Below are 14,542 nucleotides of genomic sequence, written 5' to 3' on the forward strand. Positions count from 1 at the left end.
GAGGGCTGAATACAGCCGCCTCCAACACGTCACGCGGCTGTTATCAAACCGTCACGGTTTCGGAAGAGTTTGCCCCTCGCGCGATCCGGAGAGGTCGCTGGAGAGAGGGAAACACGACGATGTTCGGAACCAAATCACGGATCGCCGGCCTGACGCTGGCGGCGCTGGTCGGCTTTACCGCTACGGCAGCGGCGAAGGACAAGCTCACCGTCTATACCGCGCTCGAGGAAGAGCAGCTGCCGGTCTACAAGCAGGCCTTCGAGGCCGCGAACCCCAACTATGAGATCGAATGGGTTCGCGATTCGACCGGCGTCATCACCGCGCGGCTGCTGGCCGAGAAAGCCAATCCGCAGGCCGACGCGATCTGGGGCCTGGCCGCGACCAGCCTGATGGTGCTGGACAAGGAAGGCATGCTCGAGAGCTACAAGCCGGCGGGCTATGCCGACATCAAGGACGATTTCAAGGACAAGCGCGACAACCCGACCTGGGTCGGCATGGACGCCTGGGCCTCGGCGATCTGCTTCAACACCGTCGAAGCCGAGAAGCTCGGCCTGCCGAAGCCGGAGACCTGGAAGGACCTGCTGAAGCCGATCTATGCCGGCCATATCGTGATGCCGAATCCGAACTCCTCCGGCACCGGCTTCCTCGATGTCGCCGCCTGGCTGCAGATCTTCGGCGAGAAGGAAGGTTGGGCCTACATGGACGGCCTGCATCAGAACATCAACACCTACCTGCACTCGGGCTCGAAGCCCTGCAAGGCGGCCGGTGCGGGTGAGTATCCGATCGGCATCTCCTTCTCCTATCCGGGCGTGGTGTTGAAGAACAAGGGCGCGCCGCTGGAGATCATCCTGCCGAAGGACGGCATCGGCTGGGAAATGGAAGCCACCGCGATCATGAAGGGCAGCAAGCATATCGACGGCGCCAAGGCGCTCGCCGACTTCGCCGCCACCGCCGACGCCAACCAGATGTACAACGACTACTACCAGGTGCTGGCCAGCAAGACCGTGCAGGCCAAGCTGCCGGAGAACTACCCGGCGGACGAGGAGAAGCTGATGATCTCCCCGAACGACTTCACTTCCATGGCCGCGAAGCGCGCGGCGATCCTCGAAGAGTGGCAGAAGCGCTACGGCTCCAAGGACGCCCCGAAGAGCTGATCTCGGTAGGCGGCGGAGCGCCGTGTGGTGAGCGCTCACGCAGCTGAAACGTCAACCCCCACCCCAGCCCGCCCCCATCTTGGGGGCGGGGGACGGATGGAGCCATCACTTGCAGCAGCCTCTTCACGAGACTTCCCTCCCCCAAGATCGGGGAGGGCCAGGGAGGGGGTTGACGGTTCAAGCTTGAACGCGCTGCACGACGCAGCGCGCTTTCATATTTGAGAAGATACCGCATGCCCTACCTCCAGATCTCCCAGGTCAGCAAATCCTTCGGCAGCTTCCAGGCGCTGAAGGACGTCTCGCTCGAGATCGAGGAGGGCCAGTTCGTCTGCTTCCTCGGCCCCTCTGGCTGCGGCAAGACCACCTTGCTCCGCGCCATCGCCGGCCTCGACATCCAGTCCTCCGGCCGCATCCTGCAGGCCGGCCGCGACATCTCCGCGCTCCCGTCCGCGCAGCGCGATTTCGGCATCGTCTTCCAGTCTTACGCGCTGTTCCCGAACCTCTCAGTCGCCGACAATATCGGCTACGGCCTCAAGAATTCCGGCAAGCCTCGCAGGGAGGTCGCCGCCCGCGTGCAGGAACTGGCCGAGTTGGTCGGCCTCCAGGGCCATGAGCGCAAATACCCGAGCCAGCTTTCCGGCGGCCAGCAGCAGCGCGTCGCCTTGGCGCGCGCGATCGCCATGGCGCCTGGGCTGTTGCTGCTGGACGAGCCGCTGTCGGCGCTCGATGCCCGGGTGCGCCTGCATCTCCGCACCGAGCTGAAGTCTTTGCAGCGCAAGATCGGCGTCACCACGATCATGGTGACCCACGACCAGGCCGAGGCGCTGGCGATCGCCGATCGGCTCGTGGTCATGAACCAGGGCGTCATCGAGCAGGTCGGCACGCCGCAGGAGGTCTATCGCAACCCGAAGACCGCTTTCGTCGCCGATTTCGTCGGCCACATGAACTTCCTCAAGGCCGAGGTGGTGGGCGAGGGGACTGTCCGGGTCGGCCCGCTGATGCTTGCCGCCGAAACCGGTGGGCTCGCGGTCGGCGCGCATGTCAGCCTCTGCTTCCGCCCGGAAGACATCCAGGTCCGCGGCATCGCCGCCGGGCACAAGAACGCGATCGAGGTCAAGATCGAGGAGATGGAGTTCCTCGGCACCTTCTACCGCGCCGACCTCGCGGTAAACGGCCCCAGCTCGCCGCGCCTAATGGCGGACTTCTCGATGAACGCGGCGCGGGACCTGGGGCTGGAGCGCGGCAAGGTTATTCCCATCGCCATGCCGGCGGATCGCCTGCGGCTATTCGGTGAGAAGCGCGGCTGATGGCCGACACCTTCGCCTTCGATCGCGCGTCTGCGCGCAAGGACGACACGCCCGCCAAGATCCGCCCGATCGTCGGACGCGAAGAATGGGGCATGCGCGCCGGGCTCGGGCTGCTCGCGCTCTACCTCGCCATCACCATCGCCATCCCGCTCTTCTTGCTGCTCCGCAAATCAGTGGAAGACGCGGACGGCAACTTCGTCGGCCACGCCAACTTCGCGAAATACTTCGCCGACCCGGCGCTGTCGCTCTCCTTCGAGAACAGCTTCTTCATCTCGATCCTCGGCACCGCGATCACCCTGGCGCTGGCCTTCTGGTATGCCTATGCGATCACCCGGACCTGCATGCCGGCGCGCGGCTTCTTCAAAGCGCTGGCGCTGATCCCGCTGCTGGCGCCGTCGCTGTTGCCGGGGCTGGCGCTGGTCTATCTCTTCGGCAACCAGGGCGTCTTCAAGGGCGTGATGATGGGCGGGTCGATCTACGGCCCGGTCGGCATCATCATCGGCGAGGTCTTCTTCGCCTTCCCCCACGCGGTGCTGATCATCACCACGGCCCTCGGCATGGCCGACCAGCGTCTCTATGAGGCCGCCGCGGCGATGCGCGCCGGCCCGGTGCGCACCTTCTTCACCGTGACCCTGCCGGGTTGCCGCTACGGCGTGATGAGCGCCGGCTTCGTGATCTTCACCCTGATCTTCACCGATTTCGGCGTGCCCAAGGTGATCGGCGGCTCCTATGACGTGCTGGCGACCGACATCTACCAGCAGGTGATCGGCCAGTTCAATTTCCAGATGGGCGCGGTCATCGGCCTGCTGCTGCTGGCCCCGGCGGTGCTGTCGTTCGCCGCGGATCGCATCACGACGCGCCGCCAGCAATCCATGGTTTCCTCCCGCGCCGTCCCACTGGAGCCGAAGCCGCGTCCCGCCGTCGACCGCGCCTGCTTCGTCTTCGTCCTGGCGATCGCGGTCTTCCTGCTCGGCGTCATGGGCATGGCCGCCTTCGGTAGCATCGTCAAGTTCTGGCCCTACAACCTGACGCTCACCTTGGAGCACTACGACTTTGGCAAGCTCGGCACCGATGGCTGGAATCCCTTCTGGAATAGCCTGAAGCTCTCGGTCTTCACTGCCGTGTTCGGCACGGCGATCGTCTTCACCGGCGCTTATTTGGTGGAGAAGATCCGCGGCTTCGGGATCGCGCGCTCGGCCGTGCATCTCCTCGCCATGCTGCCGCTGGCGACGCCGGGCCTGGTGCTCGGGCTATCCTACATCTTCTTCTTCAACAGCCCGTCGAACCCGTTCAATTTCATCTACGCGACCTTGGTGATTCTGATCGTGAACACGATCACGCATTTCTACACGGTCTGCCATCTGACCGCGGTCACCGCGTTGAAGCAGCTCGATGCGGAATTCGAGGCGGTCTCGGCCTCGCTGAAAGTGCCGGTCTGGCGCACCTTCCTGCGCGTGACCGTGCCGGTCTGCCTGCCGGCAATCCTCGACATCGCGATCTATTACTTCGTCAACGCGATGACCACGGTCTCGGCGGTGATCTTCATCTATACCGGCACCACCAAGCTGATGGCGATCAACGCCCTCAACACCGACGACGCCGGCAACAGTGCCGCCGCTTGCGCCATGGGCATGACCATCGTGTTGACCTGTGCCCTGGTGCGCGGGCTGCATGCACTCGCCGGTCGAACTTTTCTCGCCCGGCACCAGGACTGGCGGCACCGGGTCGCGTGAGGCCGGGGGAGTCGCCTTGCGCCAGGAATGGGTTCAAGATGCGCCCTCGACCTGGGGGTGTTCTTGCAGACCTGGACCGACCCGGAACTGGCCAAGTCTAAGCAAGTCAGGGCGCTCTATGACTGGTGGAGCGCCAATACCGGTCCTGCGGGCATCCCGGATCGCGACTCCTTCGACCTCGTCGAGCATCGCCTGCTGATGCCCAACGTCTTGATCTCGGACGTCGAGCCGGAGCCGTTCCGCATTCGCTATCGCCTGGTAGGGACGCGGATCGTCCACAATCTCGGCGTCGATTTCACCGGCCGCTACCTGGATGAGTTTCTCGGTCCGAACTTCACCATTCCCTGGTCGCAGTTCTACCACCAAGCCTACACCACGCGCCGGCCGCTGATGGGCGCTCTGACCGAGCCGACCCGGACCGGGAACACCTTCACCTATGAGTTCGGAATCTTTCCGGTCGCGCGCGGCGGCGCGGCGGTGGAGCAGTTCATCGCACTCGAGGATTATTTCGACTTCACCCTGACCTCCGGCGTGCTGGCCGGTCTGTGAGCTATTCGCGGCAGCCCGCGAGCATCGGCTTCAGCGCCGCCGCGGCGCCCTCGGCGCTGAACTGGCCCTTCCAGCCGAACGGCGACATCGAGACCGTGAAGCTCTTGCTGGCAGCAATGTCCTCGGCCAGGCGCTGGAACGCCACCTGGGCGTTCAGGTCCGAGGCCTCGAAGGTGAGCTCGGCATCCTTCGCCACCGCGGTGATCTCGCTGCGCCCGCGATCGGTCGCGAAGGTGAGGGTGTAGCGGTGGTCGTCCGGCACCGAGACCCGGAACTGGTGCGAGCGCAGGATCACCTGCGGGGCACCCGTGACCGGGCAAACGAACATCACCGCATTCTCCCGCGCATCCTTGGTACCGGCATAGCGCGCACCCTTGTGTTCCAGCCCGTCCCAGGGATCCGACTGCGCATGCGCGGCGGTGGTGAAGGTCAGGAAGGCGAGGGCGAACATCCACTTCATCGTTTGCGCTCCTGCGCCACGGTTTCCTGCACGATATCGAGAAAGGCTTTCACCAGCGGGGTTCCCTTCCGGTCCGCGAGGCAGGCCACGTATTCGGTCGAAGCCATGACCGGTCCTTCGAACTCCAAGGCTTTCAAGCGCATGTCGTCGCCGAACTCTGCGCGGGCCACGATGCCGATGCCCAGGCCGGCGGCCACCGCTTCGCGGATCGCCTCGCGGCTGCCGATCTCCAGCACCTCGCCGGTCTTGATTCCGGTTCCCTTGATCGCCGCCTCGAAGCATTGCCGCGTGGTGGAAGAGGGCTCGCGCAGCACCAGGCGATGCCCGGCGAGTTCCGCGATCTTGATCCGCCGCCGCTTGGCCCAGGGATGAGCCCGATCGACGAAGCAGATCAGCTGGTCCTGCCGGAACGGGATGGCATGGATCCGCGGGTCGGGGTTCACGTTGGCGGCGATGGCGACATCGACGCTCTGGTCCAGCAGGTCCTCCTGCAGCTTGGTCGAATTGCCGATCGACATCGAGAGCCGGAGGTTCGGGTAGCGCCGGTTGAACACCGCCAGGAACGGGATCGAGTGATAGGGCGCATCGGCCCCGATCCGCAGGTGCCCGCGCTTCAGCCCCTTGGCGGAGGTCAGCACCTGCTCGGCCTCGATCTCCAGACCGAACAGCCGCCAGGTGATCTCCAGGAGCTGCTTGCCGATGTCGGTCAGCTCGATCTTGCGGCGTCGCCGGTCGAACAGGTGCACGCCATAGCGCTCCTCGAGCGCCCGGACCTGGCCGGAGAGGGTCGGCTGCGTGACGTGCAAGTTATTGGCCGCCTTGGTAAAACTGCCCTCGGTCGCGACCGCATGGAAAGCCCGGAGCTGGCTCTGGCTGATGCTCATGACACAATAGGTTGTTTCTATAGGTCACATAACTGTTAACGATTGGATTTATAGTACGGGGCTGTCAGATAATCCAGCCCTACCCCTTGGAGAGACACATGGACCCCTGGCTTCTGACCCCCGGCCCGCTCACCACCTCGATGACGGTGAAGCAGGCGATGCTGCACGACTGGGGCTCGCGCGACGCCGGCTTCGTCGCCATCAACACCCATATGCGCCAGCGCCTGGTCGAGTTGATCGGCGGCGGCAAGGAATTCACCACCGTGCCGGTGCAGGGCAGCGGCACTTTCGCCGTCGAGGCGATGCTGACCGGCTTCATCGGCCCCAAGGACAAGTTGCTGATCCTGATCAACGGCGCCTACGGCAAGCGCATGGCGAAGATCTGCGAATACGCCAAGCGCAGCACCGCGATCCTCGAATGGGCCGAGGACCAGCCGGTCGATCCCGCCAAGGTGCGCGAGACCCTCGCCGCCGATAAGGCGATCACCCATGTCGCCGTGGTCCATTGCGAGACCACGTCGGGCATCCTGAACCCGATCGTCGAAGTCTCCAAGGTCGTCGCCGAAGCGGGCCGCAAGCTGCTGATCGACAGCATGAGCGCCTTCGGCGCGCTGCCGATCGACGTCCAGACCGTGACCTTCGATGCGGTTGCCGCCTCCTCGAACAAGTGCATCGAGGGCGTGCCGGGCCTGGGCTTCGTGCTCTGCCGCGTCTCCGCGCTGGAAAAGGCCAAGGGCAATGCCGTCTCGCTCACCCTTGACCTGTTCGAGCAGTGGCAGAACCTGGAGAAGACCAGCCAGTACCGCTTCACGCCGCCCATCCACTGCATCGTCGCCTTCGATCAGGCGCTGACCGAGCATGAGCAGGAAGGCGGCGTCGCCGGCCGCGGCGGTCGCTATCGCAACAACCACAAGGTCCTGGTCGAGGGCATGCGCGCGCTCGGCTTCGAGACCCTGCTGCCGGACCGGCTGCAGGCCCCGATCATCGTCACCTTCCACATGCCGGCCGATCCGAAGTTCGTGTTCGACACGTTCTACAACGGTCTCAAGGACCGCGGCTTCGTCATCTATCCGGGCAAGCTCACCGTCGCCGACAGCTTCCGCATCGGCTGCATCGGCCGCATCGGCGAGTCTGAGATGAAAGCCTTCCTCGCCGCCGCCAAGGAAGTGATGAACGAGCTGGGCGTCGCCTCGGGCCGCCCGCACAACAAGGCCGCGGAGTAGTCCCATGAAGAGCATAACCGTCAACGGCAAAAGCTACACCTGGCCGAAGCAGCCCCTGGTCGTCGTCTGCGTCGATGGCTGCGAGCCGGACTATCTCACCAAGGCCATTGCGGCGGGGGCGATGCCCTGGCTGGCCAAGGTGGTGAAGACCGGCGCCAACCTGATCGGCGATTGCGTGGTGCCGAGCTTCACCAACCCGAACAACCTCTCGATCGTGACCGGCGCGCCGCCTTCGGTGCATGGGATCTGCGGCAACTACCTCTACGACCGCGAGAGCGGGCAGGAGGTGATGATGAACGATCCGAAATTCCTCCGCGCGCCGACGATTCTTGCCGCTTTCTCCGATGCCGGCGCCAAGGTCGCCGTGGTGACCGCCAAGGACAAGCTGCGCCTGCTGCTCGCCAAGGGCATGAAGGGCATCTATTTCTCCGCCGAGAAGGCCGACCAGGCGAATGAGCAGGAGCATGGCATCGGCGACGTGCTGAACTTCGTCGGCAAGCCGTTGCCTTCGGTCTACAGCGCGGATCTCTCCGAGTTCGTGTTCGCCGCCGGCGTGAAGCTGCTCAAGGCCAAGCGCCCGGACATCATGTATCTCTCGACCACCGACTACATCCAGCACAAGTTTGCGCCGGGCGATGATACCGCCAACGACTTCTACCGCATGATGGACGGCTATCTGGCGGAGATGGACGCGATGGGTGCGGAGATCGTGCTGACCGCCGACCACGGCATGAACGACAAGCACGGCGACGACTTGAAGCCGCAGGTGGTCTACCTGCAGGACGTGCTGGACGGCTGGCTCGGGGCCGGCAAAGCCCGCGTCATCCTGCCGATCACCGACCCCTATGTCGTGCATCACGGCGCGCTCGGCTCCTTTGCCACGGTCTATCTGCCGGCAGGCGCCGACCAGGCCGCCATTATCGCCAAGATCGCCAAGATCCCCGGCATCGAGCTCGCGGTCGATCGCGCCACCGGCTGCAAGAAGTTCGAGCTGCCTGAAGACCGGGTCGGCGACGTGATCGTGGTCTCGGAGAAGCTCTTCGCCATCGGCACCAGCGTCGCCAAGCACGATCTCTCGGGCCTGACGCGGCCGCTGCGCTCGCATGGCGGCATGACCGAGCAGAAGGTGCCGGTCATCGTGAACTGCAAGCTCAAAGCGCTGCCGCAGGGCTATCGCCTGCGCAACTTCAGCGCTTTCGATCTCGGCCTCAACTACGCTTCTGACGAAGCGCAACTCGACAAGGCAGTCTGATCCATGGGTGTCATCCGGAAAGAGAAGATGCGCGTCGCCGGCAATTTCGGTGCCAGCGATCGCACTTTCGAGGTCCATAACCCCTACACCAACCAGGTGGTCGGGACCTGCCCGAAGGCCACGGTGGACGACATCCACCAGGCCTTCGCGGTCGCCAAGGCCTACAGGCCGACGCTCTCGCGCGCCGACCGCAGCGCGATCCTGCGCAGGACCGCCGAGCTCCTGGTCGAGCGCCGCCAGCAGATCGCCGAGCTGATCACCGCGGAATCGGGTCTCAGCCTCAAGGACACGCTCTACGAGGTCGGCCGCGCCTATGACGTGTTCCACCTGGCGTCGGGCATCGTGATCAAGGATGACGGCGAGATCTTCTCCTGCGATATCACCCCGCACGGCAAGAAGCGGCGGATCTATACCCAGCGCGATCCGCTGCTCGGCGTCATCTCCGCGATCACGCCCTTCAATCACCCGCTGAACCAAGTCGCGCATAAGGTGGCGCCGTCGATCGCCACCAACAACCGCATGGTGCTGAAGCCCTCCGAGAAAACGCCCCTCTCGGCGCTGATGCTGGCCGACGTGCTCTACGAGGCGGGTCTCCCGCGCGAGATGTTCCAGGTCGTGACCGGCGACCCCAAGGAGATCGCCGACACCCTGCTGACCGATCCCAACGTGGACCTCATCACCTTCACCGGCGGCGTCTCGGTCGGGAAGTATATCTCGGCCCATATGGGCTATCGCCGCGCCGTGCTGGAACTCGGCGGCAACGATCCGCTGATCGTCATGGAAGACGCCGATATCGAGGAAGCCGCGACGCTCGCCGTCGCCGGCTCCTACAAGAACTCCGGCCAGCGCTGCACCGCGGTGAAGCGCATGATTGTCCACGAAGCGGTGGCCGACCGTTTCGTTGAGTTGTTGCTCGCGAAAACCAAGGCGATCAAATACGGCGATCCCATGAACCCGGAGACCGACATGGGCACCGTCATCGACGAAGCCTCGGCGATCTATTGCGAGGAAGCGGTCAACGACGCGGTGAAGGCGGGGGCCAGGCTGCTGCACGGCAACATCCGCAAGGGCGCGCTCTATTCGCCGACCGTGGTCGATCACGTGCCCTATGATTGCCGCCTGGTGAAGATCGAGACCTTCGGGCCGGTCTCGCCGGTGATCCGGGTCAAGAACATCGACGAGGCGATCAAGGTCTCGAACTCGACCGCCTACGGACTTTCTTCCGGCGTCTGCACCAATCGCCTGGACTACATCACCCGCTTCGTGCGCGAGCTGGAAGTCGGCACGGTCAACGTCCGCGAAGTGCCCGGCTATCGCATCGAGATGTCGCCCTTCGGCGGCATCAAGGATTCCGGCCTCGGCTACAAGGAAGGCGTGATCGAGGCGATGAAATGCTTTACCAATGTGAAGACCTATTCACTGCCCTGGAACTGAGTGACGATGTCCGATCCCAACCGCCGTCCCGCCGTCGCCGAGGTGCATGAGGGCGGCCTCACGGTCCGCTGGAGCGACAAGTCGCCGACCCATCTGCCGAACTTCTGGCTGCGCGACAACTGCCGCTGCGCCAAGTGCCGGCACCCCGGCAACGGCCAGAAGCTCTACGAGATCGTCGACCTGCCGGCCGATCTCGCCGCGCTCGAGGCCATGGTGGCGCCGGACGGCACGGTGAAGGTGCTGTGGTCCGACGGCCACCGTTCGGAATACGGCGCCGAATGGCTGAACGCCCACGACTTGATCGCCTCGGCGCGCATCGCGCGACAGGTGAAGCCGGAACTCTGGGGCAAGCCGCTGGAAAGCGATCTCCCGGTAGGCGACTGGCCGCAGATGCTCAGCGATCCGGCGCAGGAACTGGCCTGGCTGGATCGCTACGCCGCGCTCGGCTTCGGCCTGCTGAGGAACGTCCCCGCCCAGGCCGGCATGGTGGCTGAAGTGGGCGACCACCTCGGCTTCGTGCGCGTCACCAACTACGGCCGCCTGTTCGACGTGATCTCGGTGCCGAACCCGAACAACCTCGCCAACACCTCGCTCGGCCTCGGCGTCCATTCCGACAATCCCTACCGCCATCCCTCGCCGGGCGTGCAGCTGCTGCATTGCCTGGAGGCGGGCGCTCCCGGCGGAGACACCTTGCTGGTGGACGGCTTCCACGCGGCGGAGATCCTGCGCAGGGAGAACCCGGGCGCCTTCGCCTTGCTCTCCACCGTGCCGATGACCTTTCGCTTCAGCGACGACAAGGCCGAGCTCGAGGCGCGCCAGACCCTGATCACCGCCGACATGGACGGCGTCGTCACCGCGGTCCATTTCAACAACCGCTCGGCGGACTGGCTCGACGCGCCGATCGATCTCGCCTCGCGCTGGTATGCGGCCTACCGCACCTTCGCCCAGATCCTGAAGCGGGCGGAGCTGGAGGTGATCTTCAAGCTCGGTCCCGGCGACCTGGTGGTGATGCAGAACGACCGCGCCCTGCATGGCCGCACCGCCTTCGATCCCAATCTCGGCCGCCGGCACCTGCAGGGCTGCTACATCGATCGCGACGGCATCGAGAGCCGCCGCCGCATCCTGAAGCGCCGCACCACCAACCGCACAGACGCCGCAGCATGAGCACCCCCTCTGGACGCACCGTGGAAGAGATCCGCGCCGCCTTTGCGAAGCGCGGCCATGAGGGCTACGGCGAAGGCGTCAGCCAGCTCGAGCATGCGCTGCAATGCGCGGTCTTCGCCGAGCGGGACGGGGCACCGGAGCCGCTGATCGTCGCGACCCTGCTGCACGACATCGGCCATATGCTGCATGACCTGCCGGAGGACATCGCCGATTCCGGCATCGACACCCAGCATGAGTCGCTGGGCTCGGCCTGGCTGTCGCAGCATTTCGGCCCCGAGGTGAGCGAGCCGGTCCGGCTGCATGTCGCGGCCAAGCGCTATCTCTCGGCCAGCGAAGCGGGCTATTTCGACGTCCTGTCGGAGGCGTCGAAACTGTCGCTGCGGCTGCAGGGCGGCCCGATGAACGCGGAAGAGCAGGCCAAATTCGGAGCCGAGCGCTTCTACAGGGATGCCGTAGCGCTCCGCCGCTGGGACGACGAGGGCAAGATCCTCGGCATGAAAACGCCGGATCTCGGCTATTTCGAGCCGATGATCGAGCGCAGCCTGCGGCGCTAGCCACCCGCAGGCCTGCATAGCGGCTTATTTTCGGGAACCTGTCAGCGAGGTTTCCGTTTTTTCCTCATATGCGCGGATGAACGAACGAGCCGCGCTCCCTGATGAGGAGGGCTGCGCCATGGCGACCTATCAGACGGCAGGTCATCACCCGGATCATCTCGAGCACGAGGTGAAACCCGCCCACGAAATTCAGAACACGGAGGGCCACCAGACCGTCGGCATCGAGGATGCCCGCTCGGCGGAAACCACCGGCCACGTCCGCATCATCCTAGCGGTCTCTTTCGCCCTGGCGGTGATCTGCCTCGGCGTGGTGATGCTCACCTTCGCCAGCCGGATCTAGTTCGTATTGTTCACGGCGGTGACGGAACTGCGCCCCGCCGTAACTTCCGGTTCATTGGCGGGGTCGAAGTCCGAAGAACTGCGAGCGAGCGAAAATCCTCCGAAAAAACACAAGTATCCCAGCATGTTCAGAGCCGCACGTTGCTGCCCCTCGAGGTGATCGTAAAACTGCACCTCAACGGCGAAGGATGACACCAAGCCGCCCACAGCTGCGACACCTCCCAGCGCCATAACCGTTCTCACGTACTGCAGTTCAAGCGTCTGGATTCCATTCGCAACGAAAACTTCGCGGATCGAGGCCACCTCACAATTTCGCCTGATGCGCCGCACCGGCCCCTGAGAGAGCCACAGCAGCCACGCCATCATCAGCACTGCAACGCTTGCCAGCCATAGCGGCGCGAAAGCGAGGCCGGTCAAGGCGAGCAGGATGATGCACGGGACGAGCAGCGCGGCATCAATAGTTGCGGTCTCCAGAGCTCGCAGCGATGTTTCGTCTATGCGGTAGGCGGTGTTCGTTGGCCCACCATGCCACCGCCGCTTCCGCCAATAGACCGAGCCGTCCTGCGTGAGGCGCAATTTGGAAGCCAAATGCAGCAAGCTGACGGTTCGCCAGATCTCCCGCAGCACAGCTACGCCGCCTTCGCGCAGGCCGGGCAGGTGCCCTGCAGCTCGACGGTGAAGCGGTTCACCGTGAAGCCGGCTTCGGCGGCGCTCTTCTTCACCGCATTGGCGATGCCGCGGTCGTCGATCTCGACGGCGGCGCTGCAATTCGTGCAGATCAGGAACTGGCTGACATGCCGGTCTTCCGGATGGTCGCAGCCGACGAAGGCGTTCAGGCTCTCGATCCGGTGGATCAGGCCCTGTTCCATCAGGAAGTCGAGCGCGCGGTAGACTGTCGGCGGCGCCGCCGCCTTATCGCCTTCCCGGAGGTCGTCCAGGATCGCATAGGCCCCCACCGGCCGATGGCTGTTCCAGACCAGCTCAAGCACCCGGCGGCGGAGCGGGGTCAATCTGGCCCCACGCTTGGCGCAAACCGTCTCGGCCAGCCCCAGCGCATCTGCAATGCAGCGGGTGTGGTCATGCGGGGCGGTGGGCTGGATCTGGTGCTGGTCCAAGGGGGCAGTCCCTCAGGTCAAACCGTTGCAAACATTGCAATCATAGCTGTCCGTCAGTTGGGGCGCGATGGGCATCCGCGCAAGCCCGGGCCGAGCTTCATTTATTCCACACAACAGTGTGAAATGCAGGAATTTGTGGGCAATGATCTTGACTTAAAGGGGGCCGAATACGTATTTGAGAGAACAGGAAAACTTCTCGCCTGGCCGTATTAGCATGTTGGTTATGTAGATTAGACGAACAATGCAATCTTTCCCGATCTTCATGCGGCTCTCGGGCCGCCCGGTCCTGGTGGTCGGCAGTGGTCACGCCGCCGAAGCGAAGCGACGTCTGCTCGAAGCCGCCGGCGCGCGAGTCGACCGCGTGGAGCAGGTCGCCTCGCTTGCGGGCTATGCGCTGGTCTTCGGCGCCACCGGTGACGATACGCGCGATCGCGCCGTCACCGAGGCCGCGCGGCGCGTGGGCATTCCGGTCAACGTGGTCGATCGTCCCGAGCTTTCCGATTTCATCATGCCGGCGGTGGTCGATCGCGGCGAGATCGTGATCGGCATCTCGACCGGCGGCAGCGCGCCGATCCTGGCGCAGCGTATCCGCGCCACGATCGAAGACGCGCTGCCGAACGGCCTCGATCGCCTGGCCGCCTTCGCCCGTCGCTTCCGTGCCGCCGTGCAGACCCGCGTCACCGACAGCGCCACGCGCCGCCGCTTCTGGGAGCGTTTCTTCGAGGGCGAGGGCGCCGATCTGGTCATGGCCGGCGAGGACTTCCGCGCCGCCCGCAAGATCATCCGCGACCTCAACGCCGCCGACGCAACGCAGAGCGGTGCAGGGTCGGTCACCGTGATCGAACTCGCCTCCAACCGCAGCGACGATCTCACCCTCGGCACCTTGCGTGCGCTGCGCCAGGCCGACGTGATCGCCCATGACGCGAATGTCGGGCCGGAAATCCTGGATTACGCCCGCCGCGATGCGCTGCGGGTCGATGTGAATGCGGACCTGCCGCAAGACGCGCGGGTCGTGGTGCTGCGCGCGCCTGCTGCAGCCAAGCGTATGGGAGTTGCCCAATGACCGTCCAAGTCGTCACCGCCAACCGCCTGCGCGACGGCGTCATCGTCTGGCTGACCCCCGAGCTCAAATGGTCGGAAGACTATGCCGAGAGCAAGCTGCTGCGCGACGAGGCCGAAGCCAATGCCGCGCTCGAAGCCGCCGGCATCGACGTGAAGGCGCGCCTGGTGGTCGGCCCCTATCTCGCCGAGTTCAAGGAGACGCCGGAAGGCCTGCAGGCCGCGAGTGCCCGCGAGCGGATCCGCGCCAGCCGCCTGCCCACCATCACCCCGGACCAGGGCTCCTGGACCGCCAGGATTCAAGGCTGAGTTAAG

Annotated in this window: 16 protein-coding genes; 12 read left to right on the forward strand and 4 right to left on the reverse strand. The window is 64.8% G+C overall.

Annotation, left to right across the window (positions count from 1 at the left end):
- Nucleotides 1-119 precede the first annotated feature (119 nt).
- The 4 genes from ACH2CY_RS18490 to ACH2CY_RS18505 all read left to right on the forward strand — a co-directional run bounded on the left by ACH2CY_RS18490 (nt 120) and on the right by ACH2CY_RS18505 (nt 4,743).
- Nucleotides 120-1,154 carry a putative 2-aminoethylphosphonate ABC transporter substrate-binding protein gene (locus ACH2CY_RS18490; RefSeq protein ID WP_395020793.1) on the forward strand — a complete coding sequence of 345 codons (1,035 nt, stop codon included), beginning with the start codon at nt 120-122 and terminating at the stop codon, nt 1,152-1,154.
- Nucleotides 1,155-1,387: 233 nt separating this feature from the next.
- A complete protein-coding gene (locus ACH2CY_RS18495; protein WP_395020794.1) occupies nt 1,388-2,461 on the forward strand; it encodes a putative 2-aminoethylphosphonate ABC transporter ATP-binding protein in 1,074 nt (357 codons plus the stop codon).
- Entirely contained in the window at nt 2,461-4,194 is a 1,734-nt protein-coding gene (locus ACH2CY_RS18500; RefSeq protein WP_395020795.1) for a putative 2-aminoethylphosphonate ABC transporter permease subunit, read from the forward strand. The genes ACH2CY_RS18495 and ACH2CY_RS18500 overlap by 1 nt, the downstream gene beginning before the upstream one ends.
- Before the next feature lie 63 nt (nt 4,195-4,257).
- Complete coding sequence (locus tag ACH2CY_RS18505; RefSeq protein ID WP_395020796.1) at nt 4,258-4,743, forward strand: PAS domain-containing protein; 486 nt, start codon at nt 4,258-4,260, stop codon at nt 4,741-4,743.
- A gap of 1 nt (nt 4,744) precedes the next feature.
- On the opposite strand, the gene ACH2CY_RS18510 is transcribed toward ACH2CY_RS18505, so the two are convergent.
- Entirely contained in the window at nt 4,745-5,203 is a 459-nt protein-coding gene (locus ACH2CY_RS18510; RefSeq protein WP_395020797.1) for a hypothetical protein, read from the reverse strand.
- On the reverse strand, nt 5,200-6,087 hold the full coding sequence (locus ACH2CY_RS18515; RefSeq protein ID WP_395020798.1) for a LysR substrate-binding domain-containing protein: 888 nt from the start codon (nt 6,085-6,087) through the stop codon (nt 5,200-5,202). The genes ACH2CY_RS18510 and ACH2CY_RS18515 overlap by 4 nt, the downstream gene beginning before the upstream one ends.
- A 98-nt stretch (nt 6,088-6,185) precedes the next feature.
- On the opposite strand from ACH2CY_RS18515, the gene ACH2CY_RS18520 reads away from it, so the two are divergent.
- The 6 genes from ACH2CY_RS18520 to ACH2CY_RS18545 all read left to right on the forward strand — a co-directional run bounded on the left by ACH2CY_RS18520 (nt 6,186) and on the right by ACH2CY_RS18545 (nt 12,054).
- A complete protein-coding gene (locus ACH2CY_RS18520) occupies nt 6,186-7,310 on the forward strand; it encodes a 2-aminoethylphosphonate--pyruvate transaminase (protein ID WP_395020799.1) in 1,125 nt (374 codons plus the stop codon).
- 4 nt (nt 7,311-7,314) lie between these two features.
- On the forward strand, nt 7,315-8,562 hold the full coding sequence (gene phnA, locus ACH2CY_RS18525) for a phosphonoacetate hydrolase (protein WP_395020800.1): 1,248 nt from the start codon (nt 7,315-7,317) through the stop codon (nt 8,560-8,562).
- A 3-nt stretch (nt 8,563-8,565) separates the two neighbouring features.
- Complete coding sequence (gene phnY / locus ACH2CY_RS18530) at nt 8,566-9,996, forward strand: phosphonoacetaldehyde dehydrogenase (RefSeq protein ID WP_395020801.1); 1,431 nt, start codon at nt 8,566-8,568, stop codon at nt 9,994-9,996.
- Nucleotides 9,997-10,002: 6 nt separating this feature from the next.
- Nucleotides 10,003-11,160 (forward strand): TauD/TfdA family dioxygenase, encoded by a 1,158-nt coding sequence (locus ACH2CY_RS18535; protein ID WP_395020802.1) that lies wholly within the window; start codon nt 10,003-10,005, stop codon nt 11,158-11,160.
- Nucleotides 11,157-11,714, forward strand: coding sequence for a phosphonate degradation HD-domain oxygenase (locus ACH2CY_RS18540; protein WP_395020803.1), 558 nt, complete (start codon nt 11,157-11,159; stop codon nt 11,712-11,714). The genes ACH2CY_RS18535 and ACH2CY_RS18540 overlap by 4 nt, the downstream gene beginning before the upstream one ends.
- A gap of 118 nt (nt 11,715-11,832) precedes the next feature.
- A complete protein-coding gene (locus ACH2CY_RS18545; RefSeq protein ID WP_395020804.1) occupies nt 11,833-12,054 on the forward strand; it encodes a hypothetical protein in 222 nt (73 codons plus the stop codon).
- Here ACH2CY_RS18545 and ACH2CY_RS18550 read toward each other — a convergent pair.
- Together ACH2CY_RS18550 and ACH2CY_RS18555 are read right to left on the reverse strand one after the other, a co-directional pair.
- Nucleotides 12,051-12,680, reverse strand: a complete 630-nt coding sequence (locus ACH2CY_RS18550; RefSeq protein WP_395020805.1) for a hypothetical protein — start codon at nt 12,678-12,680, stop codon at nt 12,051-12,053. The two genes, ACH2CY_RS18545 and ACH2CY_RS18550, sit on opposite strands and share 4 nt — an antisense overlap.
- 2 nt (nt 12,681-12,682) lie before the next feature.
- Nucleotides 12,683-13,168 (reverse strand): transcriptional repressor, encoded by a 486-nt coding sequence (locus ACH2CY_RS18555; protein WP_395020806.1) that lies wholly within the window; start codon nt 13,166-13,168, stop codon nt 12,683-12,685.
- 241 nt (nt 13,169-13,409) lie between these two features.
- Between ACH2CY_RS18555 and ACH2CY_RS18560 the strand changes: the two genes are divergently transcribed.
- Both ACH2CY_RS18560 and ACH2CY_RS18565 read left to right on the forward strand, forming a co-directional pair.
- A complete protein-coding gene (locus tag ACH2CY_RS18560) occupies nt 13,410-14,231 on the forward strand; it encodes an NAD(P)-dependent oxidoreductase (RefSeq protein ID WP_395020807.1) in 822 nt (273 codons plus the stop codon).
- Nucleotides 14,228-14,536: a DUF2849 domain-containing protein gene (locus ACH2CY_RS18565; RefSeq protein ID WP_395020808.1), complete on the forward strand. Its 309-nt coding sequence runs from the start codon at nt 14,228-14,230 to the stop codon at nt 14,534-14,536. The genes ACH2CY_RS18560 and ACH2CY_RS18565 overlap by 4 nt, the downstream gene beginning before the upstream one ends.
- The last annotated feature ends 6 nt before the right edge of the window (nt 14,537-14,542 follow it).

It is taken from the genome of Dongia sp., assembly GCF_041905885.1.
Classification (GTDB): Bacteria; Pseudomonadota; Alphaproteobacteria; order Dongiales; family Dongiaceae; genus Dongia.